Source organism: bacterium, assembly GCA_031082185.1.
Lineage (GTDB): Bacteria > Sysuimicrobiota > Sysuimicrobiia > Sysuimicrobiales > Humicultoraceae > VGFA01.
Genome location: JAVHLI010000002.1, coordinates 149519 through 174356, shown reverse-complemented (window position 1 = coordinate 174356; position 24838 = coordinate 149519). Strand labels below are relative to the sequence as shown.

Annotated in this window: 21 protein-coding genes; 20 read left to right on the top strand and 1 reads right to left on the bottom strand. The window is 67.3% G+C overall.

Translation table 11 applies throughout. The features are described from left to right. Positions 1-9 precede the first annotated feature (9 nt). The 3 genes from RDU83_03185 to RDU83_03175 are packed head-to-tail and all read left to right on the top strand — an operon-like array spanning position 10 to position 3539. A complete protein-coding gene (locus tag RDU83_03185; GenBank protein ID MDQ7840016.1) occupies positions 10-1782 on the top strand; it encodes a GAF domain-containing sensor histidine kinase in 1773 nt (590 codons plus the stop codon). Then, complete coding sequence (locus RDU83_03180; protein ID MDQ7840015.1) at positions 1779-2435, top strand: response regulator transcription factor; 657 nt, start codon at positions 1779-1781, stop codon at positions 2433-2435. Before RDU83_03185 ends, RDU83_03180 begins: the two co-directional genes overlap by 4 nt. Positions 2436-2462: 27 nt before the next feature. Continuing rightward, complete coding sequence (locus RDU83_03175; protein ID MDQ7840014.1) at positions 2463-3539, top strand: class II aldolase/adducin family protein; 1077 nt, start codon at positions 2463-2465, stop codon at positions 3537-3539. Positions 3540-3907: 368 nt separating this feature from the next. Here RDU83_03175 and RDU83_03170 read toward each other — a convergent pair whose 3' ends face one another. Then, positions 3908-4270: a hypothetical protein gene (locus RDU83_03170; GenBank protein ID MDQ7840013.1), complete on the bottom strand. Its 363-nt coding sequence runs from the start codon at positions 4268-4270 to the stop codon at positions 3908-3910. Between the two features lie 197 nt (positions 4271-4467). On the opposite strand from RDU83_03170, the gene RDU83_03165 reads away from it, so the two are divergent. Genes RDU83_03165 through RDU83_03085 form a run of 17 tightly spaced genes read left to right on the top strand, consistent with a single transcriptional unit; the run spans position 4468 to position 24838 of the window. Next, positions 4468-5256, top strand: a complete 789-nt coding sequence (locus tag RDU83_03165; protein MDQ7840012.1) for an AAA family ATPase — start codon at positions 4468-4470, stop codon at positions 5254-5256. Then, the gene (gene cooS, locus RDU83_03160; GenBank protein ID MDQ7840011.1) at positions 5253-7187 is read left to right on the top strand and encodes an anaerobic carbon-monoxide dehydrogenase catalytic subunit; all 1935 of its coding nucleotides are present in this window, start codon (positions 5253-5255) and stop codon (positions 7185-7187) included. The genes RDU83_03165 and cooS overlap by 4 nt, the downstream gene beginning before the upstream one ends. Positions 7188-7243: 56 nt before the next feature. After that, positions 7244-9430, top strand: coding sequence for an acetyl-CoA decarbonylase/synthase complex subunit alpha/beta (gene acsB / locus RDU83_03155; GenBank protein MDQ7840010.1), 2187 nt, complete (start codon positions 7244-7246; stop codon positions 9428-9430). Between the two features lie 14 nt (positions 9431-9444). Further along, positions 9445-10803, top strand: coding sequence for an acetyl-CoA decarbonylase/synthase complex subunit gamma (gene acsC, locus RDU83_03150; GenBank protein ID MDQ7840009.1), 1359 nt, complete (start codon positions 9445-9447; stop codon positions 10801-10803). Between the two features lie 25 nt (positions 10804-10828). After that, the gene (locus tag RDU83_03145) at positions 10829-12748 is read left to right on the top strand and encodes an ASKHA domain-containing protein (protein MDQ7840008.1); all 1920 of its coding nucleotides are present in this window, start codon (positions 10829-10831) and stop codon (positions 12746-12748) included. A 13-nt stretch (positions 12749-12761) separates the two neighbouring features. Further along, positions 12762-13529, top strand: coding sequence for an AAA family ATPase (locus RDU83_03140; GenBank protein MDQ7840007.1), 768 nt, complete (start codon positions 12762-12764; stop codon positions 13527-13529). Continuing rightward, entirely contained in the window at positions 13526-14143 is a 618-nt protein-coding gene (locus RDU83_03135) for a DUF3786 domain-containing protein (protein ID MDQ7840006.1), read from the top strand. The genes RDU83_03140 and RDU83_03135 overlap by 4 nt, the downstream gene beginning before the upstream one ends. Before the next feature lie 4 nt (positions 14144-14147). After that, positions 14148-15125 (top strand): CO dehydrogenase/acetyl-CoA synthase subunit delta, encoded by a 978-nt coding sequence (gene cdhD, locus RDU83_03130; GenBank protein MDQ7840005.1) that lies wholly within the window; start codon positions 14148-14150, stop codon positions 15123-15125. Between the two features lie 10 nt (positions 15126-15135). After that, positions 15136-15921, top strand: coding sequence for a dihydropteroate synthase (locus tag RDU83_03125; GenBank protein ID MDQ7840004.1), 786 nt, complete (start codon positions 15136-15138; stop codon positions 15919-15921). 15 nt (positions 15922-15936) lie between these two features. Continuing rightward, entirely contained in the window at positions 15937-17271 is a 1335-nt protein-coding gene (locus RDU83_03120; protein ID MDQ7840003.1) for a folylpolyglutamate synthase/dihydrofolate synthase family protein, read from the top strand. Between the two features lie 9 nt (positions 17272-17280). Then, positions 17281-17970: a methylenetetrahydrofolate reductase C-terminal domain-containing protein gene (locus tag RDU83_03115; GenBank protein MDQ7840002.1), complete on the top strand. Its 690-nt coding sequence runs from the start codon at positions 17281-17283 to the stop codon at positions 17968-17970. Continuing rightward, the gene (locus RDU83_03110) at positions 17967-19676 is read left to right on the top strand and encodes a formate--tetrahydrofolate ligase (GenBank protein MDQ7840001.1); all 1710 of its coding nucleotides are present in this window, start codon (positions 17967-17969) and stop codon (positions 19674-19676) included. The genes RDU83_03115 and RDU83_03110 overlap by 4 nt, the downstream gene beginning before the upstream one ends. Positions 19677-19699: 23 nt before the next feature. Next, positions 19700-20875: an NAD(P)-binding protein gene (locus RDU83_03105; protein ID MDQ7840000.1), complete on the top strand. Its 1176-nt coding sequence runs from the start codon at positions 19700-19702 to the stop codon at positions 20873-20875. Then, the gene (locus RDU83_03100; GenBank protein MDQ7839999.1) at positions 20872-22716 is read left to right on the top strand and encodes a hydrogenase iron-sulfur subunit; all 1845 of its coding nucleotides are present in this window, start codon (positions 20872-20874) and stop codon (positions 22714-22716) included. Before RDU83_03105 ends, RDU83_03100 begins: the two co-directional genes overlap by 4 nt. Then, a complete protein-coding gene (locus RDU83_03095) occupies positions 22703-23275 on the top strand; it encodes a 4Fe-4S dicluster domain-containing protein (protein MDQ7839998.1) in 573 nt (190 codons plus the stop codon). The genes RDU83_03100 and RDU83_03095 overlap by 14 nt, the downstream gene beginning before the upstream one ends. Beyond that, a complete protein-coding gene (locus RDU83_03090; GenBank protein MDQ7839997.1) occupies positions 23275-24144 on the top strand; it encodes a CoB--CoM heterodisulfide reductase iron-sulfur subunit B family protein in 870 nt (289 codons plus the stop codon). Before RDU83_03095 ends, RDU83_03090 begins: the two co-directional genes overlap by 1 nt. Positions 24145-24160: 16 nt before the next feature. Then, on the top strand, positions 24161-24838 hold the full coding sequence (locus RDU83_03085) for a methylenetetrahydrofolate reductase C-terminal domain-containing protein (protein ID MDQ7839996.1): 678 nt from the start codon (positions 24161-24163) through the stop codon (positions 24836-24838).

The window sequence follows — 24838 nt, the reverse complement described above, 5'->3', positions numbered from 1 at the left end:
ACGTTCGCCGTGCCTAGTCTGACCTCGCCGTATTGGGTGCCTGCCGCCGTCGCCTTCGGCGTGGGCACGCACCTGGCCGTTACCCTTCTTCTCCTGTTGCGCTACCTCGACACGCGCGGCCGGCCGGTCCTGTGGTGGGCGGCGGCGTATGGGTTCCTGACGGCGCACCAGGTGGCGGAGGTAGTACTTGACACGGCCACCTCCCCGGCTTGGATGATCGGGCGCCACCTGCTGAGGCTGACCGCCGCCCTGCTGCTGTTGGGATCGTTCCCGGTCCAGCGACGTCTCCTGCGATGGGCCTCGGCGGTGGCCGTCCTCGCCGTCCTCGCGGCCTGGGTGCTGGCCCTGGCAGGGCATCCGTGGCCGTGGGGCGCGCTTCCGCCGTCCCTCGTTGCGGGCGTGCTGTTCATCGTGGTCGCGCGGCGATACCATCGCGTGGAGGAACCCCGCCATGATCCCGCGACCTACCTGGTCACCTGGGGGCTCGCTCTGACAGGGTTGCTGGCGGTAGGATATCCCTTCGTGAGGACACAGGAGTGGGGCGGCATCGCCGGCGCGCTGCTCTCAGGGCTGTTTACCCTGATGCTCGGCGTGGGGTGGATCGTGCGGTCCTGGCGCGACACCCGCGAGCTGGAACTGCTGAACGCGATCGCCGGCGCCTTGAACCGGCTGACCAACGTCGGGGAGTCGGCCCAGGAGGCGTTGCGGTTGGTGGCGCGGCTGCTGGGTGTGGAGGCCGGGTGGGTCTTCCTGCGGGAGGGCGACCATCTGAGCCTTGCCGCCTCATTCGGACTGCCGGCGCCGCTTGCCGCTGAAGCGAATTTGAGGATGGGTGGGGACTGCCACTGCCTGCGCCTGCTGGCCGAGGACCGGCTACCCCTTGCCGTGAACGCCGTGGACTGCCAGCGGCTGGCACAGGTGGGTATCGCCCACACCCAGCACGCCAGCGTTCCGCTGCGCGCGAGCACGCGTACCCTGGGGTTGATGAACCTGGTGCTGCCTGGCGGGCGCACCTTCAGCGAGCGCGAGCTGCAGATGCTCTCAACGGTGGGTCATCAGATCGGCCTTGCCGTGGAGCGCGGGATGCTGTTTGACGAGGTGGCCGCGAAGGAGCGCACCCGCGGGGAACTGCTCGAGAAACTGATCACCGCCCACGAGGACGAGCGGAGGCGCATTGCCCGCGAGCTCCACGATGAAGCCGGACAGGCCCTGACGGCGCTGATCGTGAACCTCGAGCTCGCCGCCCAGGAGGAATCACCGGATCGGGTTCGGGCCCACCTGATTCAGTTGCGGGACCTGGCGGAGAGAACGCTGGCAGAGATCCGCCGGCTGATCTACGACCTGCGGCCGTCCATCCTAGACGACCTGGGGCTTGTCGCAGCGCTGCGCTGGTATGCCAAGTCCCTTCTCGATCCCCGCGGCATCACCTGGTCGCTTTCCGTGAGCGGAATCGCCGGCCGCCTTCCGCCGGCTATGGAGACCGTGGCGTTCCGGCTGGTGCAGGAGGCGCTGGCGAACGTGCAGCGCCACTCCCGGGCCACCGCCGTGAACGTTGACCTGGCTCTGGTCGGGAGGGAGTTGCGCGTACGCATTGAAGACAACGGCCAGGGGTTTGACGCCCAGAGGATCCGTACGGCCGGCCGCGATGGCGGTTTCGGCCTCATGGGGATGCGCGAACGCGTCGAGCTGGTAGGAGGCCGATGGGAGGCTCACTCAAAGCCTGGGGCAGGCACGATCATCACGGCGATGCTGCCGCTGCGCGACACCGGGGCGGAACAGTGAAGAGAATCCGCGTGGTCGTCGTGGACGATCACGCCATCGTCCGCGAAGGGGTGCGCATGATCCTGGCGGCGCACCCCGACATCCAGGTCGTCGCAGAAGCAGACACCGGCGTGCAGGCCGTCGCGATGGTCGAGTCGGTACACCCCGACGTGGTCGTGATGGACCTCAGCATGCCCGGCATGAACGGCATCGAGGCCACCCGCCAGATCCGCGAGCGGATGCCCGACGTCCGGGTTCTGGCGCTCACGATGCACGAGGACGAGCACTATGTGTTTCAGCTGCTGCGCGCCGGGGCGTCCGGGTACGTGTTGAAGCGCGGCGCGGCCACCGACCTGGTGGACGCGGTCCGCGCCGCAAGCCGTGGCGAGGCGTTTCTCTACCCTTCGGTCGCCCGTACCGTGGTCCAGGATTACCTCAGGCGTCTGGACAGCGGGGAGGCCGAGCGCCGGCGGTTCGACGGGCTGACCGCGCGGGAACGCGAGGTGCTTGCTCTTATCGCAGAGGGGCTCACGAACCAGGGAATTGCGAGCCGCCTCTACATCAGCATCAAGACCGTGCAGACGCACCGCGCCCACATCTTCGAGAAGCTCGGCCTGCACGACCGGACCGAGCTGGTACGCTACGCTATCCGGAAAGGACTCATCGAGCCGTAGAACAGGACCTCCAAGGGGGAGGAGCCCATGAACTTCGCCACCGCCGGTCACCCTCGGTCCCCCAGGCAGATCTGGTTCGCCGACGGCCTGCGGCGAGTGCTCCTGGCGCACGGATTTGAAGAGACCTCCCCAGACCAGGCACCCAGGGTCGTGCTCCACTTCGTGGACCCCGACGCCCTCCGTCCCTTCCGCCGCAGGGCGCAGGCGACGTTCGTCGTCTCGGTTATTGAGGGCCCGCTTCCCACCGGGGAGGTCCTGCCGGCGCTGTACCCGCTGCTGGTCCGCACCCTCAGCAACATGGTGCTGTACCTGCTGCCGGAGGGGAGCGAGGTGCGCGCCTACGTGGTAACGCTGGAGCAGGGTTACTTCGCCGTGGACGGGACCGACGACCAGGCGTTCTTCGGCCGCATCTTCGACCGGATGTACCCTCTGGCATCGGCCCAGCTCGTGATCAGCAACGAGTTCCACGCCGACCTGGAGGAAGCGCTCTGGGAGGGGGACGAACTCACGGCTGCGCTGGCGGAGGCCGGGCAGCGCCTGGACGCGCTCAACCTGCTTCCGGCGGCCTTTCCCCTCGAGGAGCTGCTGTCTCCGCGCGATCTTGAGCACGTCCGGCGGCTGTTCGGCATAGGTGGGCTGTCCTACGGGAACCTCAGCGTGCGCAAGGATGCACGCCGCTACTGGATGAGCGCCAGCGGCGTCAACAAGGGTGCGATGCGCGTCGTGGGCCGCGACATGCTCATGGTCAAGGGGTACGACCCGGAGCGCAACCTTATCCTGCTCAGCGTGCCGCTTGGGATCGAGCCCCGCCGCGTTTCGGTGGATGCCATCGAGCACTGGATGATCTACACAGCCCACCCCGGGGTGGGCGCCATCATCCATGTCCACTCGTGGATGGAGGGGGTCACATCGACGCAGGTACAGTACCCGTGCGGCACCCTGCAGCTCGCCCAGGCCGTGGCCGAGCTCGTACGGGACAGTCCGGATCCCCACCGCGCGGTGATCGGCCTGCGCAATCACGGCCTGACCATCACGGGCCCGAGTCTGGCCGACATCCTCGGCCGCATCGAAGGGCGGCTGATTCTGCGGGTGCCGATGACCTAGGAAGCCTGGGATTAGGGGGAGTGCGATGCATCCGGTCGGGCTTGTGCTGGCGTTCCTGTTGTTATGGTCGCTGGCCGCGGTGGGTTCCAGGCCATGGTCAGCGGGGTGGCCGTGCTGCTCGGTATAGCCATTGTCGGCGCCGGCGCATACGCGGCCTTCGTCGTCCTGTGTGGGCGATAGGGCACCGCGCGGCTGCCTATTGCAGGCAGAGGTACCTATCCGGTGTCTTGGGGCGCAATGTCGCCTGGCTGGGGAACTGCCGCGAAGGCAAAGGCCAGTGCGAACAGTGCCGGCAGACGAATCCGCTTAAGCATTCTCCTGCGCGTGGCTTCTTGCCAGGCGGTGGCCGCCCCTTGCGACGCCTGCCGTTACTTGGGCTTGGACTTCGGGTCGCCCGGATGCGTGCCTGCCTTGATCTCGACTATGTTGCTGGCGCCGTCCTTGTCCGAGTCGAGCTTCTCGATGGCGAGCAGGATCTTGGCGTCCACGGCTTTGCCGGCCGAGGCCTTGGCCAGGTCCGCCCCGTAGGGATTGAGATCGGTCTTGGTCGCCGGCATCTTGGAGTGGCAGACCAGGCAAGGCAGGGCCTTGGCCAGGTCGGTGCCCTCCTTGGGGGCGTAGGTCTGTTTGAACAGAACCGTGTCAGGGGCCTTGGCACTCGCCCAGACGGAGACACCCACGACCAGCATTGCCGCCACGCCGATCCATATCGCTCCTCTGCGCGCTCGCACTAGAACCCCTCCATCGGGTACCCGATGTGACATACGGACTTGCTCCCGAGGATATACGACGGGAAACCTGGGTGCAATACGGTGTTCCCCTGATATGCGAGACCGGGAGGCGTGCCGCTTCAAGCCCGCCGGGGTCAAGAATCCACTCCACACCCGATGCCTCGCCGGTGGGGGGTAGGGGGATAATGCAGGAGAAGATGGCGCCTACTGCACCCATGAAGCTTGCTGTCTCAGGGAAGGGCGGGGTCGGTAAGACGACCCTGACTGCCCTGTTGGCCGTTTCCATGGTGGACCGGGGCTACCGCGTGACCGCCATTGACGCCGACCCGAACCCTACCCTGGCGGCAGCCCTGGGGCTTCCCTCCCAACCCATCACTCCCCTGCTGGAGTTGAGGGAGGAGATCGAGCAGCGGATCGGCGGCACAGGTGGCCTCGTGCGGTTGAACCCGCAGGTGGACGATCTCGTGGATCGGGTCGCCGTGGTTCACCGTGGCATTCGGCTTGTGGTGGCAGGGGCCATCACCCGCGGCGGCGCCGGGTGCGCCTGCCCCCAGAGCGTGCTGCTGCGCAGGGTCATAGAGTTTCTGGCTTTGGAGCGCGACCAGGCGCTCCTCGTTGATATGGAAGCCGGCCTGGAGCACCTGGGCCGGCGCAGCGCGCACGCGGCCGACGCCCTGCTGGTGGTCGTGGACCCCAGCCGGGCCAGCCTGGAGACCGCGGTCCGCATCAAGCGCTTGGCAGCGGAGATCGGGATAGGACAAGTGCTGGGCGTGGCCAACCGGGTCCGGGGCTCTGCCGACGAGGCCTACCTGGCCGCCCACCTGGACGGCCTCGAACTGATCGGGGCGATTCCCTACAGCGAAGCTCTTGCTGAAGCCGAACGCGCAGGTGGGCAGGCGGCTGAAGTCGATGCCGCCGCGTCCGGAGCGGTGGCCCGGCTCGTAGACGCACTGGAAACCAGATTCAAGGGGAGGGTCAGGGAATGAGTGATACTGTCCAGCAGCGGGACCGGACGGATCCTGCCAGCGTGGAGATGCGGGCGCGCGCCAAGACCGAGAACATCGCCACGATCTGGGATCGCTACGCGGCTCTGGGCTCCCAATGTCGCGTGGGCGAGTTGGGTATCTGCTGCACCATTTGCCATCTCGGCCCGTGCAACCTGGGACTGCCCGGCAGCAAGCGGCCCCAGATAGGGGTTTGTGGAGCCAACATTGATACCGTGGCGGCGCGGCGGCTGGCCCGCGACATGGCCGCGGGATCGGCCGCCCACTCCGACCACGGACGGTCGGTGGCCCAGTTGTTACTGATGACGGCCCGCGGGCAGGCGCCGGGGTACAGCATCAAAGATGAGGGCAAGCTGCGCGCGCTGGCCGTCGAACTCGGGGTCGCGCTGGATGGCCGCAGCGTGGCCGAGATCGCCGAGGGCGTGGCCCAGGTCTGCCTCTCGCAGTTCGGTCAGCAGGACGGTGAGCTGGCCTTCCTCCAGCGGGCGCCGGCGAAGCAGCAGGAAACCTGGCGCAAGCTCGGGGTGGCACCGCGGGGTGTGGATCGTGAGATCGTGGACGTCATGCACCGCACCAACATGGGAGTGGACACCGACTACCAGAGTCTCATCTTCGGCGGGATACGCAGCTCGCTGGCAGACGGCTGGGGAGGCTCGATGGTTGCCACCGACCTCCAAGACGTCCTCTTCGGGACCCCCAAGCCGGTGCGGGCCCAGGTGAACCTGGGCGTGCTGCGGGCCGACCAGGTGAATGTTCTGGTGCACGGCCACGAGCCGATGCTGGCAGAGGCCATCGTGGATGCCGCCGCCGACCCGGCGCTGCTCGCCCGGGCCAAGGAGTTGGGCGCCTCAGGGATCAACGTGGCCGGTATTTGCTGCACGGCCAACGAGGTGCTGATGCGCCGTGGCGTCCCGATAGCCGGCAGCTTCCTGCAGCAGGAGTTGGCGTTGATCACAGGCGCGGCGGACGTTTTCCTGGTGGACGTCCAGTGCATCATGCCCGGGCTGACCGATGCGGCCTCCTGCTTCCACACAGAGATCATCGCGACCTCGGAAAAGGCCCGCATCCCAGGCACCAAGCACATGCCGTTCCACGAGGATCGGGCCGCGGCCTCCGCGCGCGAGATAGTCGGACGCGCGGTGGAGAACTTCGCCCGCAGGGATCGGTCCCGGGTCGTTATCCCCGACCACAAGATGGAAGTGATCGCGGGATTCACCACGGAGTCCATCACCCACATGCTGGGAGGCACCTTCCGCGGGGGCTGGCGCCCGCTGAACGACGCGATCATCTCCGGCCGGATACGGGGCGTCGTCGGCGTAGTCGGCTGCGACAGCCCCAAGCAGATTCAGGACCAGTGCCATATTGACCTGGTCGCCGAGCTGCTGCGGCACGACGTTCTGGTGGTGCAGACCGGGTGCTCTGCCATTGCCTGCGGCAAGTTTGGGCTCATGCAGCCGGAGGCCGCCTTCGAGTACGCCGGAAAGGGACTGCGGGAGATTTGCGAGACCGTGGGCATCCCTCCGGTCCTGCACGCGGGATCGTGCGTGGACAACAGCCGGATCCTCACCGCCTGCATCGAAATGGTCAAGGAGGGCGGCATCGGCCGCGATTTCTCCGAGTTGCCCGTGGCCGCCGCCGCGCCCGGCTGGTGGTCGGAGAAGGCGATAACGATCGGGTTCTACGCCGTTGCCTCCGGCATCCTCACCGTGCTCGGCTCGTCGCTGAACATCCTAGGAAGCGATGCGGTAACCCGCTTCGTGACACAGGAGATCGAGGGAGTAACCGGCGGCCGGTTCGCGTTTGAGTCCGATCCGGTCAAGGGGGCGCAGCTCATCATTGCCCACCTGAACAAGAAGCGCGAGGCCCTGAAGCTGCGTCCGATGATGTACGAGGTCGTTGCGGTCGGGGCGTAGCCCTGTTCCGGTGAGACTGGGCCGCTGGTCCAAACATAGGTAGGAGGGAATAGACGATGTCGCGCATCATTGCCACCGCAGCGATCAAAGGGGCGCACCGGTACGTAGCCGAGGCCGAGGCCAAACTCGTGGAGGCCATCGAGTCCAAGGGCGCCGGCCATCGCCTGGAGTTTCCGAACACCGCTTTCAACCTGCCGCTGATCCTGGCACTGACCGGGATCAAGGTGAAGACGTTCGAGGACGCATGGGAGCCGCTGCGCATCGCTCGAAACCTGCTCCCTCCGGTTCCCACCGACAACACGTGGCTCCCCTACCTGGGAGGCACGCTTGACGCTGGGATTGCGACGCTGATGTCTCAGGAGATCATAGAGGCCCTGCGCTATGCGAACGGAACGCAGCCCAACGGGGTCTTCCTGGGGTTCACCGACGACGCGATCCTGCGCACCCAGGGCATCAAGCTCGTGGACGGCCGCATGCCCGGGTTCGCCGCATGCGCCGGGGCACTGCCCACCAACGAGGCCGCCGTGAAGCTTGCGCGCGAGCTGCAGGAGCGCAACATCCTGGTGTTCCTGTTCGGCACCACCGGCGGGCGTAGCATGGCAGAGCAGCTCGCCGAGGAAGGCGTAGAGATGTCGTGGGACACCTACCTGGTTCCCTACGGCAGGGAGACCAGCACCGCGATCTACGCCCTGAACTTCGCGGCCCGGGCAGCGATGACGTTCGGGGGCCTGGCTCCCGGTGACTTCAACCGGGGTCGCAAGATCCTGCTCTACAACAAGGAGCGGGTGTTTGCCTTTGTGCTCGCCCTGGGCGAGGTCAACGATGAGAAGTACGCTACCGCCGCGGGTGCCATCAATTTCGGCTTTCCCGTGATAGCGGACACCGACATCCCCCAGATACTTCCCACCGGGATATGCACATACGAGCACGTGGTGAGCAACATCCCCCACGACAGAATGGTGGCCAAGGCGGTGGAGGTGCGGGGGCTGAAGCTCAAGATCACCAAGATTCCGATTCCGGTCTCCTACAGCGCGGCGTTCGAGGGCGAACGCGTGCGCAAGGAGCAGCTCCACGTGGAGTTTGGCCGCCAGCTCTCGCCTGCGTTCGAATTCCTGCGCGGGCGGGAGCTGAACGAGGTCGAGGACGGACGGATCGATGTGATCGGACCCGACCTGGACACGGTCGAGCCCGGAGGGACCATGCCTCTGGGTATCCTGATTGACGTCGCCGGCCGCAAACTCCAGAAGGACTTCGAGCCGATTCTGGAGCGGCAGATTCACCGGCTCATCAACGGCGCGATGGGCGTGATGCACATCGGCCAGCGCGACATGCCCTGGATCCGGGTCAGCAAGGATGCGGTGGCGGCCGGATTCCGGCTCCGGCACTTCGGCGAGATCCTCCACGCCAAGTACCTGGAGGAGTTCCCGGCGCTGGTGGACAAGGTCGCGGTCACGATCTACTCGGAGGCCGACCAGGTCACACGGATCATCGAAGAGGCCCGTAAGGTCTGGGACGAGCGCGATGCGCGCGTTGCCGGCATGACCGACGAGACGGTGGACGTCTTCTACTCCTGTACCCTGTGCCAGTCCTACGCGCCCAACCACGTCTGCGTCATCTCGCCTGAGCGGCTGGGGCTGTGCGGGGCCTACAACTGGCTCGACGGGAAGGCCAGCTACGAGATCAACTCCGCGGGTCCCAACCAGCCGATCGAGAAGGGTGCCTGTCTGGATGCCGGCCTTGGGATATTCGAGGGCATCAACGCTTTTGTCTACAACAAGACCAACAAGACCGTTGACCAGGTTAGCCTCTATTCGATGATCCACTCGCCGATGACGTCGTGCGGGTGTTTTGAGTGCATTATGGGCATGGTGCCTGAGGCGAACGGGGTCATGGTCGTCAACCGGGAGTTCAGCGGGATGACCCCGCTGGGCATGACCTTCAGCACGCTGGCAGGGATGGTCGGCGGAGGCATTCAGACCCCCGGCTTCCTGGGGGTGGGGCGCCTGTACATGGCCAGCCGCAAGTTCATCCCTGCCGACGGCGGGCTGCAGCGCCTGGTGTGGATGCCCAAGGAGATGAAGGACGCCCTTCGCGAGAAGCTCGCGGTTCGTGCTAAGGAGATCGGCGAAGAAGGTTTCGTGGACAAGATTGCCGATGAAACCGTGGCCACAACGGCCGAGGAGCTCGTGGCTTATCTGGAGCGAGTGGGCCACCCGGCACTTCGGATGCCGGCGTTGCTCTAGGGGGATGAGAGATCATGCCACTCACAGCGCTTGACATCTACAAGCTCTTGCCCAAGACGAACTGCGGGGAGTGCGCATTTCCCACCTGCCTGGCGTTCGCCATGCAGCTTGCCACCAAGAAGGTGGCCATTGACGCCTGCCCCTATGCCAGCGACGATACTAAGGCCACGCTGGCAGGCGCGGCGGCGCCGCCCATCCGGCTGGTCAGCGTCGGGCCCACGGAGCAGTGCATCGTCATGGGGAAGGAGACGGTGCTGTTTCGGCACGAGGAGACGTTCTACCATCCGACGGCCGTTGCCGTGCGGATCAAGACCGACCGTTCTCCGGAGGAGCTGCGTGCGGCCTTCGAGCGGGTCAAGGCGCTCCGGTTCGACCGTGTCGGTCAGGACGTGCGCGTCGAGCTTGTGGCGCTTGAGGACGCCACCGGAGAGCCCGCGCGGTTCGCGTCCGCTGCGGCGTTGGCGTCCGAGATGGGCCTCGCGCTGGTCCTCATGAGCTCCTCGCCCGACGTCTTGAGCGCGGCGGCCTCCGCCGTCAAGCAGCACCGTCCGTTGCTCTACGCCGCGACCGCCGAGAACTGGGAGGCGATGGCGCAGCTCGCCAAGAGTTGCGGCTGCCCGCTCGCGGTGCGGGGGAAGGATCTCGATGAACTGGCCGACCTGACGGCGCGCATAGCCGCCTCAGGCGTCACAGACCTGGTCGTTGACAGCGGTGCGAGGACGCCCGCCGCAACGCTGCAGGACCTGACGCAGATCCGGCGCTTGGCGCTGCGCAAGACCTTCCGACCGTTTGGCTATCCGGCGATGGCGTTCGCTACATCCGACGATCCGCTGGATCAAACGGTGCAGGCGGCCGCGTACATCTGCAAGTACGCGGCCCTGGTGGTGACCGACGAGCTGGAGCCCTGGCAGGCGCTGGCGCTGGTTACCGCCCGCCAGAACATCTACACTGATCCTCAGAAGCCGATCCAGGTGGAGTCCGGGATCCACACCATCGGGGCGCCCGACGAAGCCTCGCCGGTGCTGGTGACCACCAACTTCTCGCTGACCTACTTCACCGTGGAGGCCGATACTGAAACCAGCCGGACCCCGGCCTGGGTGGTCGTGGTGAACACCGAAGGCATGTCCGTGATGACCGCCTGGGCCGCGGACAAGTTCAACGCGGAGACCATAACCAAGGCGATCGGGGAGTCGCAGATTGCCGAGCGCGTCGGCCACCGCCGCGTGGTGATTCCGGGCGGGATCGCCGCCCTCAGCGGGAAGCTGGAGGAGCTCTGCGGCTGGCAGGTAATGGTGGGGCCGCGCGAGTCCGCGGGAATTCCGGCCTTCATGCGCACGCAGTGGAAGCAGGCGAGCGCCGCGGCCAGCAGTTGAGGACCTGTGAGGAAATGGTGGAGTAGTGGCCGGACCAACCGTCAAGTTCCAACCGGATGCGCGGACCGTCGCGGCCGAGGCGGGGCAGACCCTCCTGGACGCGGCCTTCGCGGCTGGGATCCCGCTGAGCAGCGTCTGCGGCGGCCGCGGCATCTGTGGGAGGTGTCTGGTTCGGATCGTTGCCGGCGAGGCGGAGGTGGACGAGGGTGGCAGGGTCCCGGGAGGGCAGGAGATCCTGGCCTGTCTGAGCCGCGTGACCGGCGATGTCACCGTGGACGTCTCCGAGCTCTCCCGGCTCGAAGGCGAGCAGATCCTGATAGGAGCGGAGCGAAACGGCCCGTTCATGCCGATTCCCAAGGAGGCCGCAGACGAGCGCCCCGGCGCTGCCGTCCCGGCCCCTCTGGATCCTCTCGTGTTTGCCCTTCCCCTGCAGCTGCCGCAGCCGACCATTCACGACTGCCTGAGTGACTTCAGCCGCCTGACCCGTGAGCTACGCCGGGCGGGCGGCATCCAGGACCTAGTGGTTCCTCTGGACGTTCTCCGCACGGCGCCGCAGGTACTGCGCGACGCCAACTGGGAGGTCACCGCGGTGCTCGCGCGCACAAACGGCGCGCACGATCTCGTCGCGCTCTGGCCCGGTACCGCCGGGTCCGGGCTATACGGGGTGGCGGTGGACGTGGGCACCACGACGATCGTGGTGCACCTGGTGGACCTGGCGGGCGGGGCCACCCTGGGCGCGGCGGCCGCGCTCAACCGGCAGGCGACCTACGGGGACGACGTGATCTCGCGCATAATTCACGCCGGCGAGCCCGGGGGACTGGAAAGAATGCGGGACGCGGCGCTGGGCGTCACCAACGTCTTGATCGGCGGACTCGCGCAGGCGCACGGTGTCGCCAGGGACGAGATCGTCGGCGCGGTACTGGCGGGCAACACCACCATGCTGCACCTCTTCTTTGGGCTTCCTCCGGCGGAGATACGCCGGGAGCCCTACATCCCGGTGATCTCCATGCCTCCGGCCTACCGCGCAGGAGAGGTGGGGCTGCGCGTGAACCACAACGCAACGCTGGCCTGGATGCCTGGGGTCAGTAGCTATGTCGGAGGGGATATCACCGCGGACGTGCTGGCCGCGGGCATGGACAGGACCGACGAGCTTTCCATGCTCATAGACGTGGGTACCAACGGCGAGACGGTGGTCGGGAACCGCGACTTCCTGGTGTGCTGCGCCTGCTCGGCCGGCCCGGCGTTCGAGGGAGGCGGCATCACCTGGGGGATGCGCGCGGCCCTGGGGGCGGTGCAGCGTGTCAAGATCACCCCTGACGGAGGGCTCTCCTGGTCCACCATTGGAGGCGGCAGGCCTCGAGGCATCTGCGGTTCGGGCATGGTTGACATCCTGGCGGAACTACTGCTGGCCGGATACTTGGATCGCGCGGGCCAGCTGCGGCCCGACGCGCCTGTGGTCCGCCAGGGTCCGGACGGCCTCGAGGCGGTGATCGTGCCCTCCGGAGACAGCGCCGCGGGCCGCGACATCGTCTTGACCTCGGCGGACATCGAGAACCTCTTGAGGGCAAAGGCAGCGGTGTACGCCGGCGGTGCCATTCTTACCCGGCGGCTGGGCATTGATATCCGCGACGTCCAGCGCATCTACGTCGCCGGCGGCTTCGGTACCTACCTGGACATCCAAAAGGCCATCCTGATCGGCCTCCTCCCCGATGTGCCGGTCGAGCGGGTGACCTTCATCGGCAACGGATCCGCCTCGGGTGCCAAGATGGCCCTGCTCTCCCATGAAGCATGGCGCAGGGCCGCTGAGGTGGCGCAGAAGATGACCTATCGGGAGCTCAGCACCGACACGGGCTTCATGGAGGAGTACGTCTCCGCCACGTTTCTCCCGCATACCGACTGCGCCCGGTTCCCCCGCGCGTGCGCGCAACTGGGCAGGCAGGACTGAGGGGGGCGTGAAGATGCCGTTTGTGGTGGCGGTGGCCGGCAAGGGTGGAACGGGTAAGACCACCATGGCCGGGCTCATCGTTCGTTCCCTGCGGCGTCTGGGGAAGACTCCTATCCTGGCCGTGGACGCGGATCCCAACACGAACCTGGACGCGGCGTTGGGGCTGCGGCCGGACCGGGCCATATCCGACGTCCTGCAGGAGACGCGGGGAATGCGCGACGTGCCCGACAACCTCCCGCGGGCGACGTATCTGGAATACCACCTAGAGGACTGCCTGGCCGAGGGTCAGGGCGTTGACCTGATCGTAATGGGTAGGCCGGAAGGAGCAGGCTGCTACTGCGCGGCCAACCACCTGCTGCGCGATCACCTTGACCGCCTGATGGGCAGCTACCCATTCGTTGTGATGGACAACGAAGCAGGAATGGAGCATATCAGCCGGCGGACCACGCGCGACGTCGGGCTGCTGCTGATCGTGAGCGACCCCAGCATGGCAGGGATCAAGGCGGCGCGGCGGATTCAGGACCTCGTGCGGGGACTTAGCGTTTCAGTCGGGGAGATCGCGTTGGTGGTCAACCGGGCGTCCGCTGTGCCCGCGGCCGTGGATCGCGTCTTCGGCGAGGACGGGATACGCGTGGCCGGGGTGGTGCCCGAGGATCCGCTGGTGGCCGCCTACGAACTGGAAGGACGGTCCCTGCTGGACCTTCCCGACGACTCCCCGGCGGCGCGCGCGGTGACGGAGATCCTGACGTCGGTGGGGCCGCTGGCGGCGGTGCGGGCGTGAGCGTCTATCGGGGAACCTACGACGGGCTGCGCACGAAGATCGGCGCGCACGCTCTAGATCTGCTCGCAGCCCGCAGCGGCGCGACAGTGCTCGGTCAGAACCGGATCGGGCTGCGCTGCGTCGGGCGCGACTACACGGTTGCGTACCCGGAGGGGGTGGTACTGGACGCCGATGGCCAGCCCGCCGAGGTGAGCGTGGCCATCCTGCTGCTGCTCTACCTGCTGGAGTCCACCGGAAGTCCTCACGAAGGCCTCTGGATCTCGTTCGAGCAGCTTCCCGGCGGTCCGGGATACCTGGCCTCGTTTCGCGGCCGGGTCGCCGCACCGATCCTGAAGGTCTTCGGTCAGGAGCCGTCGCTTCTGCTAGAGGCAGGTAGATCTCTGGATGGCGAGCCGCTAGACCAGGGCGACGTCTCGGTGTGCATCCCGGCACTCCCGCGGGTTCCGGTGGCCTACCTGATGTGGAAAGGCGATGAGGAGTTCGCGCCTACTGTCTCGGTGGTGTTCGACGCCTCGGTTCGGGGATACCTGGATGCCGAGGTGGTCACCGCGCTGGCAGAGCTTACGACCCGGCGGCTGGTGGCCGCCGCCAATCGCATACGCAAGGAGGGGTGATCAAGTGACCGTTGAGTTGGTGCGAGAAACCTGGCCCGGCAAGATCTTCGCCGTCACAATCGGCGCCACGGCCTCGGAGGGTGGAACGCGCGCCCGCACCGTGACCGTGGGTGGGCACGCCGCGCTGCCGTTCCTTCCGGGGGATGCTCCCAGCCCCAACCGCCCCGTGGTGGCGATGGAGGTCATGGACGCGGTGCCCCAGGACTGGCCCGAGGCACTCAAGGAGCAACTGGGTGACGTAATGGGCTCGCCCGCGGATTGGGCGCGCAAGTGCGTCGAGGCCTACGGGGCGGAACTGATCTGCCTGCGCCTCAACAGCCCTCATCCCGACTGGATGGACGCCTCGCCGGACGCGGCGGTCGCCACCGTGCGATCGGTACTGGAAGCCGTGCCCGTGCCGCTGATCATCCTGGGCTGCGGTCACGCCGACAAGGACAACGAGGTCTGGCCGCGCGTCACGGAGGCAACCAAGGGAGAGCGTTGCCTGATCGGCGTGGCAACCCCTGAGAACTACAAGACGCTTGTGGTCTCCTGCCTGGCAGACGGACACTCGGTCTTGGCCGAATCGCCGATTGACGTCAACATTCAGAAGCAGCTCAGCATCCTCATCACGGAGATGGGAATCTCCCCCGGTCGGATCGTGCTTCATCCAGGGAACGCATCGCTGGGCTACGGCATGGAGTACGAGTACTCGATCATGGAGCGGATCCGCATAGCCGGCCTGCAGGGCGACAAGATGCTGGCACAGCCGATGCTTACCCTCTCGGCCGAGGAATCCTGGAAGGCCAAGGAGGCGAAGCTGCCCGAGGCCGCGCAGCCGGTGTGGGGTTCGGAGTCGCGGCGCGGGCCGGCCTGGGAGGCGATCACCGCAACCTCCTTCCTGCACGCCGGGGCCGACATCCTGGTTATGATGCATCCTGAGGCGGCGGCTGCCGCCAGGCGGGCGATCGCCGACCTGAGCGCGGCCGTGGCCACCGCATAGGAGGAAGCAGATGTTCATTATTGGCGAGCGTATCAATGGAATGTTCCGGTCGGTAGCCCGCGCGATACGGGAGCGTGATGCGGCCGCGATAGCCGATCTGGCCAGGAGGCAGGTGAGCGCCGGGGCCAGCGCCCTGGACCTCAACACCGGTCCGACCGGGGACGACCCGGCCGAGGTGATGACCTGGTTGGTGCAGACCGTCCAGGACGCGGTGGACGTGCCGCTGTCCCTGGATAGCCCCAAGCCGGCGGTGATCGCCGCGGGGCTGCGCGCCTGCCGGGGCTACGCGGTAATCAACTCCACGACGGGCGCCGCGGAGAAGCTCGACGCACTGCTTCCGCTGGCGGTGGAGTTCAACGCTGGGTTGATTGGGCTGACCATTGACGAGCGCGGCATCCCGCGCAACGCCGATGCGCGGGCCGAGATCGCACTGACGATCGTAGCCCGCGCCATGGAGGCCGGCCTGCCTACCGACCGGCTGTACCTTGATCCCATCGTGCTGCCGGTAAGCGCCGCGCAGGCGCAGGGGCCCGAGGCTCTGGGGGCAATCCCGGCGTTCCTTTCCCTATGCGAGCCCAGGCCGCACATCATGGTGGGGTTGAGCAACGTCTCCCAGGGTGCGCCCAACCGCGGGCTGATCAACCGCACGTTTCTGGCGATGGCCATGGCCATGGGTCTGGACGGAGCCATCCTGGATCCGTTGGACCAGGAGCTGATGGACGCGTTGCGGACGGCCAGCGTGCTCCTCAATAGAGAGATCTACTGCGACAACTACCTTCAAGTGAGGACGGCCTAGCTGTAGGGTGTTGGGATGAACAACGAGGAGTCGCTCGCCTACCTCAACGGGCTGATCGCCGGCCGGCCTTCTCAACCGGCGCCGTATTTGCCCATCAAGATGGACCGCATGCGGCATCTCTGCGGTCTGCTCGGCAACCCCGAGGGGAGATTCCCGGCGGTGCTTGTCGCGGGGACGAAGGGCAAGGGATCCACCGCGGCGATGATCGCCTCGATGGTGCAATCCGCCGGCTACCGGGTGGGTCTCTACACCAAGCCGCACCTTGTGGACTTTCGCGAGCGGATGCGAATCAACTGGGAGCTGATCTCGCCGGAGGAACTGTCCCTACTTGTGGGCGAGGCGCGCGATGCGGTCGTCCGGGGAGAGGGCGGGCCGGGCTGGCCCCCGACCTACTTTGAGGTTTCGGCCGCGGTCGCGTTCATGTACTTCGCCCGAGGGGCGGTGGATCTCGCCGTCGTAGAGGTCGGCATAGGGGGGCGCCTAGATGCCACCAACGTGGTGAATCCGGTCGTCTCGGTCATCGCCACCGTGGGGTACGACCACACCGACCTGCTGGGCAACAGCCTTCGGCGCATCGCGGAGGAAGACACCGGCATCATCCGGCCGGCCGGTAGGGTTGTCACCGTGCCCCAGCCGGCAGTGGCATCCGAGGTGATCGAGGCGGCAGCGGTATCCAAGGGTGCCACGCTGATCCGGGTGGGCCGTGAGATTCGCTACCGGACGCTGCGGTCCGGCCTGGGAGGGATCCGCGTCACCGTGTGCGGGCAACGGCGCTCTTACAGGGACCTGGCGGTGCCCCTGCTGGGGCGGCATCAGTCCCTCAACGCCGCTACCGCCATCGGCGCGGTTGAGGCGCTGGAAGCCGCGGGGTTTGCGGTGCCTGAGGCGGCGGTGCGCGCAGGCCTTGCCGGCCTGCGCTGGCCTGCCCGGATCGAGGTGGTTCGTCAATGCTGCCCCACCCTGATCGTGGACGTGGCCCACAACGCCGTCTCGTTCCAGGCGCTGCGCAACGTGCTGGACGAGGTCTTCCCCGGGCGCCGCATCGCGTTGGTGATCGGGGTGCTGGGCAACAAGGACCTGGCTGGCATCGCCCGCATCATCGCCCCCCGGGCCTCGGTTGTCGTTGCGACCAGGGCCGACGACGACCGTGCGCTGCCGCCGGCCGAGGTGGCGATCGCGTTCTGTCCGTGGGTTACCGACATCCGCATCGTCGAGGACCCGGTGGATGCTCTCGAGTTTGCGCTCGAGGCCGCCTCCCCTGAGGACGTTGTCTGCGTGACTGGCTCGTTCCATGTGGCCGGCCCGGTGCTCGCCCACCTGGCTGCCGCTCCTGCGCTCCAGGCGAGATAGGAGGGCGCCATGATCGTAGCCGAGCAGAAGCCCCTGGAGGCCGTTCTCAAGATGATGGCGCCGTACCAGCGGGTGCTGGTGGTCGGTTGCGCGAGCTGTGTGTCGGTATGCCTCGCCGGCGGAGAGCGTGAGGTGGCCGTCCTCAGCTCGCTGGCACGGCTGGCCCGCGGCACGCACGGTGCGTCCATCGAGATAGCCGAGGCCACCGTGCACCGTCAGTGCGACCAGGAGTTCCTCCTGCCGCTGGCCTCCCAGGTGGAAGCGGCCGAGGCGGTCTTCTCGCTGGGGTGCGGGTGTGGGGTGCAGTTGATGGCGGAGACATTCCCCCACCGCCGCGTGTTCCCGCTGCTGGACACCAAGTTCATGGGGATCACCCTCCAGCCCGGGGTGTGGGCCGAGCGGTGCCGCGGGTGCGGCGATTGCGTCCTCGACCGCACCGGCGGCATCTGCCCGATCGCGCGCTGCTCGAAGGGGTTGCTCAATGGGCCCTGCGGAGGATACCGCGACGGGAAGTGCGAGGTGGATGCCGCCGTGGACTGCGCGTGGCTGCTCATCTTCAACCGACTTCAGGCATTGGGGGAGATGGAGACCCTCCGCGCCATAATGGAACCCAAGGACTGGTCGGAAGCCGCGGTCGGCAGGCCGCGGCAGGTCGTGCGAGAGGACGTAAGAACACCCATCGAGGAGGTAACCGCATGAGCAGCAAGATCAAGAGCGACCTCGAGATTGCCCAGGAGGCCAAGCTCCTGCCAGTGTTGGAGATCGCCGGGCGCCTTGGACTGACCGAGGACGACCTCGACATGTACGGGAAGTACAAGGCCAAGATCCACCTCGACGTGATGGAACGCCTGGCCGACCGGCCCAGCGGCAAGTACATCATGGTTACCGCCATCACCCCGACTCCGCTGGGCGAGGGGAAGACGACGACCGCGGTCGGTCTGGGGATGGCCCTGAACAAGCTGGGCCACAAGACCATCAACGCCCTCCGACAGCCCTCGATGGGGCCCACCTTCGGCATCAAGGGCGGCGCCGCCGGTGGCGGCCACTCGCAGGCGATTCCTATGGAGGACTTCAACCTGCACTTCACCGGCGACATCCACGCGGTCGGCGTCGCCCACAACCTGCTGGCGGCGATGATTGACAATCACATCATGCAGGGCAACGATCTCAAGATTGACCCGTACTCGATCACCTGGCCGCGGGTGATGGACATCAGCGACCGGGCGCTGCGCCACATCGTCATCGGCCTGGGCACCAAGGACGACGGCCGGCCCCGCGCGACCGGGTTCGACATCACCGTGGCCTCCGAGGTCATGGCGATCCTGGCGCTGGCCAGCGACATGCGCGATCTGCGGGCCCGCCTGAGCCGGATCGTCATTGGAACCAACGAAGAAGGCAACCCGGTGACGGCCGAGGACCTCAAGGCAGCCGGCGCCATGGCGGTGCTGCTCAAGGACGCCATGATGCCGACGTTGATCCAGACCTTGGAGAACACGCCGGTCATCGTCCACGCCGGGCCGTTCGCCAACATCGCCCACGGCAATAACTCAATCGTGGCGGACAAGATCGCCGTCAAGCTGGCCGACTACGTGGTCACGGAGAGCGGGTTCGGGGCGGATATCGGCGCCGAGAAGATGCTCAACGTCAAGTGCCGGTACTCGGGTCTCAAGTTGGACGCGGCCGTGGTGGTGGCGACCATCCGGGCTCTGAAGATGCACGGAGGCGTGGGCCGCGTTGTCCCCGGCCGGCCGCTTCCGCCCGAGCTGGTCAGCGAGAATGTCGAGGCGGTCACACGCGGGTGTGAGAACCTCCAGAAGCACATCGAGAACATGCGGCTGCACGGCCTGCCGGTGGTCGTGGCCATCAACCTGTTCCCCACCGACACCGAGCGCGAGATCGCCGCCGTCCGCGAGGCCTCTCTGGCCGCCGGCGCTGTGGACGCCGTTACCAGCGATCACCACGCCCGGGGCGGCGAAGGCGCGCTGGAGCTGGCCAAGGCAGTGGTGAAGGCCACCGGGCAGCCCAGCCACATGCAGTTCCTCTACCCGCTGGAGATGCCGATCCGCGAGAAGATCGAGACCATCGCCACCAAGATCTACGGTGCCGACGGGGTGGACTTCGAACCGGCCGCGGAGGCCAAGATCAAGCTTTACACCAAGTTTGGCTACGACAAGCTGCCCATCTGCATGGCCAAGTCGCACCTATCGCTCTCGGACAACCCGGCACTCAAGAACCGGCCCCGGGGCTTCCGTGTGACGGTGCGAGACATCCGTGCCTCGGTAGGCGCCGGATTCCTCTATCCGTTGTGCGGACAGATGCGCACCATGCCCGGACTGCCCAAGGCCCCGGCGGCCACCAAGGTGGACATAGACCCGAAGACGGGGAAGGTGGTGGGGCTGTTCTAACCCATGCCCGCACCGCGTTGGTGGTGGGGGCCGGACCCGCCGGTCTGACCGCGGCGCAGGCCCTGGCCGCCAGGGGGATTCCTGTGCTGCTGGCCGAACAAGGGCCGGTGATCGGCGGATGGGCGGCCTGCTATGCCTGCAAGGCAGCAACCGACTGTAACCTGTGCGGGGTTTGCCTGGCAGCCCGGTCCGGCCGGACGATGCAACCCGGCACCGGCGTAACGCTGCGGGTGGACACGCAGGTTCTGAGGATCGAAGGTGGGCCGGGCAGCTTCGCCGTTCGCCTGGCCTACCGGCCACGGGGCGTGGACATATCGCACTGTACCGGGTGCGGCCGGTGTGCCGATGTGTGTCCGGTTGCCGCGATTGCCCAGCCCCACCCCCAGGCGCTGCCCCTGGCCTACGTTCTGGACCAGGAGGCGTGCCTGCGCGCCCGGGGCGAGGACTGCGTGATCTGCCGTGATGCGTGCCCATTTGGTGCAGTCCTCTTGGATGACGCCTCGTTCGAGGAGTCGGTGCAGGCGGATGTGGTGGTCCTAGCCACCGGATTTGCGCCGTTTCCGGCGGAGCGCAAGGGCCAGTTCGGCTACGGTCGCCTTCCGGGTGTAATTACCACCATGGATCTCGAGAGGGGCCTGTGGCAGCATGGACCGGAATACCTGTCGCATCTGATGCCCGGCAGCCGGCGGGTGGCGTTCGTGCACTGTGTCGGCTCCCGGGACCTGGCCGCCGGCAGGGGCTGGTGCTCGCAGGTCTGCTGCCCCACCGCGTTGCGCCTGGCCGGCCGCATGGTACGCGAACTCCCGCGTCTGGAGGCCACCCTCTTCTTCATGGACCTGCAGCGGTGCGCTCCAGGGATCGCGCGCCTTTTCAACGACCTGCCGCCGGAGATCCGTCTGGTGCGCGGCATCCCTGCGGATGTGCTTTCGGAGCCCGGGGGGCTGCTTCTGACGTTCGAGGACGTCGCCACGGCCACCAGACGCCAGGAGCTCTTCGACCTGGTGGTGCTGGCGGTCGGCATGGATTCGCCCGGCGCAGCCGCCGGCATGCCGGCGGCCGCTGAAGGCTTCCTATGCGACCTCCCGGCGGGGATTGTGGCGGCGGGCGCCGCTGGAGGCCCGGTCAGCATCCCAGAGGCAGTGGGGGAGGGTCTGAGGGCCGCGGGTGCCGCCCTGCGGGTCCTGGAGAGCCTGCCATGAACGGTTCTGGGACGGCCCTGGTGGTCTGCGATTGCGGCGGCACGCTTTGCGGCCGCCTCGACACGGCGCGCATCGCCGCGGCGCCGGACTTTGCGTCGGCGCTGGTCAGCCACGATCTCTGCCTGCCTGCGGGCCGCGTGCAGGCCGCGTCCTGGCTTCGCGAGACCGCATCCGACAGCTTGGTAGTGGCGGCGTGCGGGATTCCTGCGGCGGTGGAGGCGGTCGCCGAGGTGTCCAAGGCCGCTGGAATCGCAGGGCACCGGATGGGCCTGGTGGATCTGCGGGAAGGATGTGCCTGGGTTCATAACCGACCTGATCAGGCCACTGCCAAGGCCCTCAGGATGGTGGCTGCGGCCGCGGCCGGTATCAGAGAGAGCATGCCTCCGGTACCTGATGTTGAGGTGAGGCCCTCCGGGCGGGTGCTCGTCGTGGGAACCGGCCCGGGTTCCCTGGCTGCGGCCGCCCGCCTCAGGGAACTGGGCTGCGAGCCGATCCTAGTCAGTGGAACTCTGGAGCGGTTTGAGGGGCAGGCCGGTGAGTTCAGGGCCAGGATCCGAACTGATCAGGGCGTCGAGTGTCAAGCGGTCGGCGCCGTGATCGCGGCAGGCGATGCTTCCGCGGGTCCGCCCGAGGCCCAGGCCGGTCAGAGGGTGGCCTTCCTGCTGGAGGGCGATCCCTGGCCTTCGGTTGCCGAGTCAACGCTTTCGGCAGCCCTGCACCTGGCACGGGACTGCGGGTGCCGCGTGCTGGTGCTCTTTCGCGACATCGGAGTCGCCGGGCGCGGGCTGGAGGAACTCTACAGGGAGGCGCGCGGTTCCGGAGTCACGTTCATCCGGATGGACGAAGGGCCTCCCCAGATAGTTGAAGTGGGCGGTGAATGGGTTGTTACGCTCGAGGTGCCCGGCCTGGGACCCGTCACCGAGACCGTTGACGTGCTCGTCAGTGGTACTACCGCTGCGCTGCAGGGGGCGCGGGGTTTGGCAGAGGTACTCGGCGTGGCTCCCCGCAAGGGTGGCTGGGCGCCTAGGGAGCGCGTTCTTCTGGAGCCCGTTGCGACCGAACGCAACGGTGTCTTCCTTATCGGACCGGCCCGCGGCCCGTACACCACCGATCAAGCAGTTCGCCAGGGGGAGGCCGCGGCGATGGCCGCGCTCTCGGTCGCCGCACCGGGTGTGATAGCGTTATCAGCTCGGGCATCAGTGGACACGGACCGGTGCGCCTTTTGCCTTACTTGTCTGCGCGTCTGTCCCCACCAGGCGGTGACCACCGCCTTGGGCCAGACCATGCGCGTGCTGCCCGCTGCCTGCCAGGGGTGCGGTGTCTGCGCGGCGGCCTGTCCTTCGGGCGCGATCCAGATCACGGAGAGCCCCAACCGCAAGCTCCTGGCGGAGCTGGACGCCCTGATGAACGGACCCCCCTTGGACGGCCGCCCCGTGGTCGTTTTCGCCTGCGCGAACTCGGCCGTCCCTGCACTCCAGGCTATGGGCAGGCTGCGCCTGTCATACCCGGCTCAGGTCCTGGTGGTGCCGGTGCCCTGTCTGGGCCGCCTGGAGGCGGTTCACTGCGTACGGCCGCTGGCGGCCGGGGCCCGGCAGGTCCTCCTCTGCGGCTGCTACGACCGTAGCTGCGAGCACCTGGTCGGGCCTGCCACGGCCCGCAGGATGGTAGAGCGTGCCTGCGCACTGGCGGGCACGCTGGGTTTGGATCCCAATGCCATCCATGTGGCGTCGCTGGCCCCGGTTGATTGGCACAAGCTCGGTCGGCTCCTGCGCGCAAGTTGCGATGACGTGGCCCAGGAGAGCGGGGAAGCATCGAAGGTGACGGCGCATGCAACCGCCTGAGGCGCGGGCGCTACCCTACAGGATGGACCCTGCCTGGGCGTCGGTAGTTGAGGCAGCCAGCGGAGAGCGCGTTGGGCTCTGCTTCGGTTGTGGCATCTGCACCGGTAGCTGCCCCCTGGCTCCGGCGATGGACATGCTGCCGAGCCGTCTGATTAAGGCGGTTCAGCTCGGGCTCCAGGAGCGGGTGCTTGGGGCCACCGCGCCATACCTCTGCGTCGGCTGCGTAACTTGTGCTGTGCGGTGCCCGAACGGGATAGATGTATCGCGGGTGATGGACGCGGTGCGCCAGGCGGGCCTGGCCAGGGGTGGGCCGGTTCCCAGGGTGGACATCCAACGGTTTCACCAGTGGTTCCTGCGCACAGTGAGGCTGTTCGGCCGAGCCCACGAGGGACTGCTCTCGGCCGGTTTCAGCCTGCAGCAGGGAAAGCTGCGAGAGGATCTGCCCACCGGTCTGGCCCTCATGCGGCACGGCAGGCTGGCCCTGTGGCCTCACTTTATCCGGCGGCGCCGTGAGGTGCGCCGCCTGTTCCGGGCCATTGGGCAACGGGGTGGACGGTGATGCAGGTGGAAGGGGAGAGACCGCTCGCGCTGTACCCGGGGTGCTCGCTGCTCAGCACCGGAGCCGCCTACCTGGCTTCCGTGCACGAGACGCTGCGCGCCCTGGGGCTCCAGGTGAAGGAACTGACCGACTGGAACTGCTGCGGGGCCAGCTCGGCCCACTTCGTTGACCCGGAGTTGGCGGTCCTGCTTCCTGCCCGCAACCTCGCGATCGCCGAGGCCCTGGGGGCCGACGTGCTGACCGCGTGCGCCGCCTGTCACCACCGGCTGGTGCAGGCAGAGCACGAGATGAGCACCTCGGAAGCCATGACGCGAGCCGCCGCGGAGCAGGGCGTGGTCTACCACGGTGGGGTCAGGGTGCGTCACCTGCTCTCGGTTCTGGATGAGACCGACCTCTCAGGGCGGATCCGCCGTCCCCTGGCCGGGCTCAGGGTGGCATGCTACTACGGCTGCCTGCTCGTGCGGATACCCAGGTCCGGCGGCATAGACGACCCGGAGAACCCGGGTATCATGGAGCGCGTGCTCAGGGCCTGCGGCGCCGAAGTGGCCGACTGGCAGGGAAAGACCTGGTGCTGCGGTGCCAGCCTGGCCGCCACCGCCCCCGAACTGGCAGGGGACCTCGTTCAACGGATCCTGGTGCAGGCGCATCGCGCTGGCGCCGACTGCATCGCCACCGCGTGTCCGCTGTGCCAGCTCAACCTGGACCTGCTCCAGGGTGCCGCGGCCGAGCGGGCGGGATTCGATAGGCTGCTACCCGTGGTGTTCTTCACTCAGCTGACCGCGCTGGCGCTGGGAGCCAGCCCGCGCCGCCTGGGGTTCGGGAAACACCTGGTGGCAGTCCGACCGATGATGGAGGCGCTGGCCCGATGAGGATGGTGGTTCAGCCGTGATCGTTGCACAGCAGAAACCCTTGGAGGATATCCGCCAGATGGCGCGCGGGTTCCGCCGCCTGTTGGTGCTCGGCTGCGGGACGTGCACCACCGTCTGCTTTGCGGGCGGAGAGAAGGAAGTAGGGCTCCTCGCCACCTCGCTGCGGTCGGCGCTGGGGCAGGAGATCGAAATCGAGGAAGCCGTGGTTCAACGGCAGTGCGAGTGGGAGTTCCTGGACCAGGTCGGCGAAGCTGTAGGCCGGGCCGAGGCGGTGCTGTCGCTGGGGTGCGGCGTGGGCGTGCAGGGAATCGGGGAACGCTACCCGGGAGTGGTGGTGCTCCCAGGGCTCAACACCACCTTTATGGGGCTCACCGAGGCTCCGGGGATCTGGGAAGAGCGCTGCATGGCCTGCGGCGACTGCCTATTGCACCGGACGGGCGGGATCTGTCCGGTGGCCCGGTGCGCCAAGAGCCTCCTGAACGGCCCCTGCGGGGGCCCCCAGGACGGGCACTGCGAGATTTCCCCGGAGAACCCCTGTGCCTGGGTGTTGATCTACGATCGCCTGATGCAGCAGGGCCGCGTGGAGCAACTGGAGGAGATCATTCCGGTCCGGGATTGGAAGGCGAGCCACTCGGGCGGACCGCGCCGGATCGTGCGGCCCGACCTGCGCGAGATGGTCGAGGAGGAGGTGTAG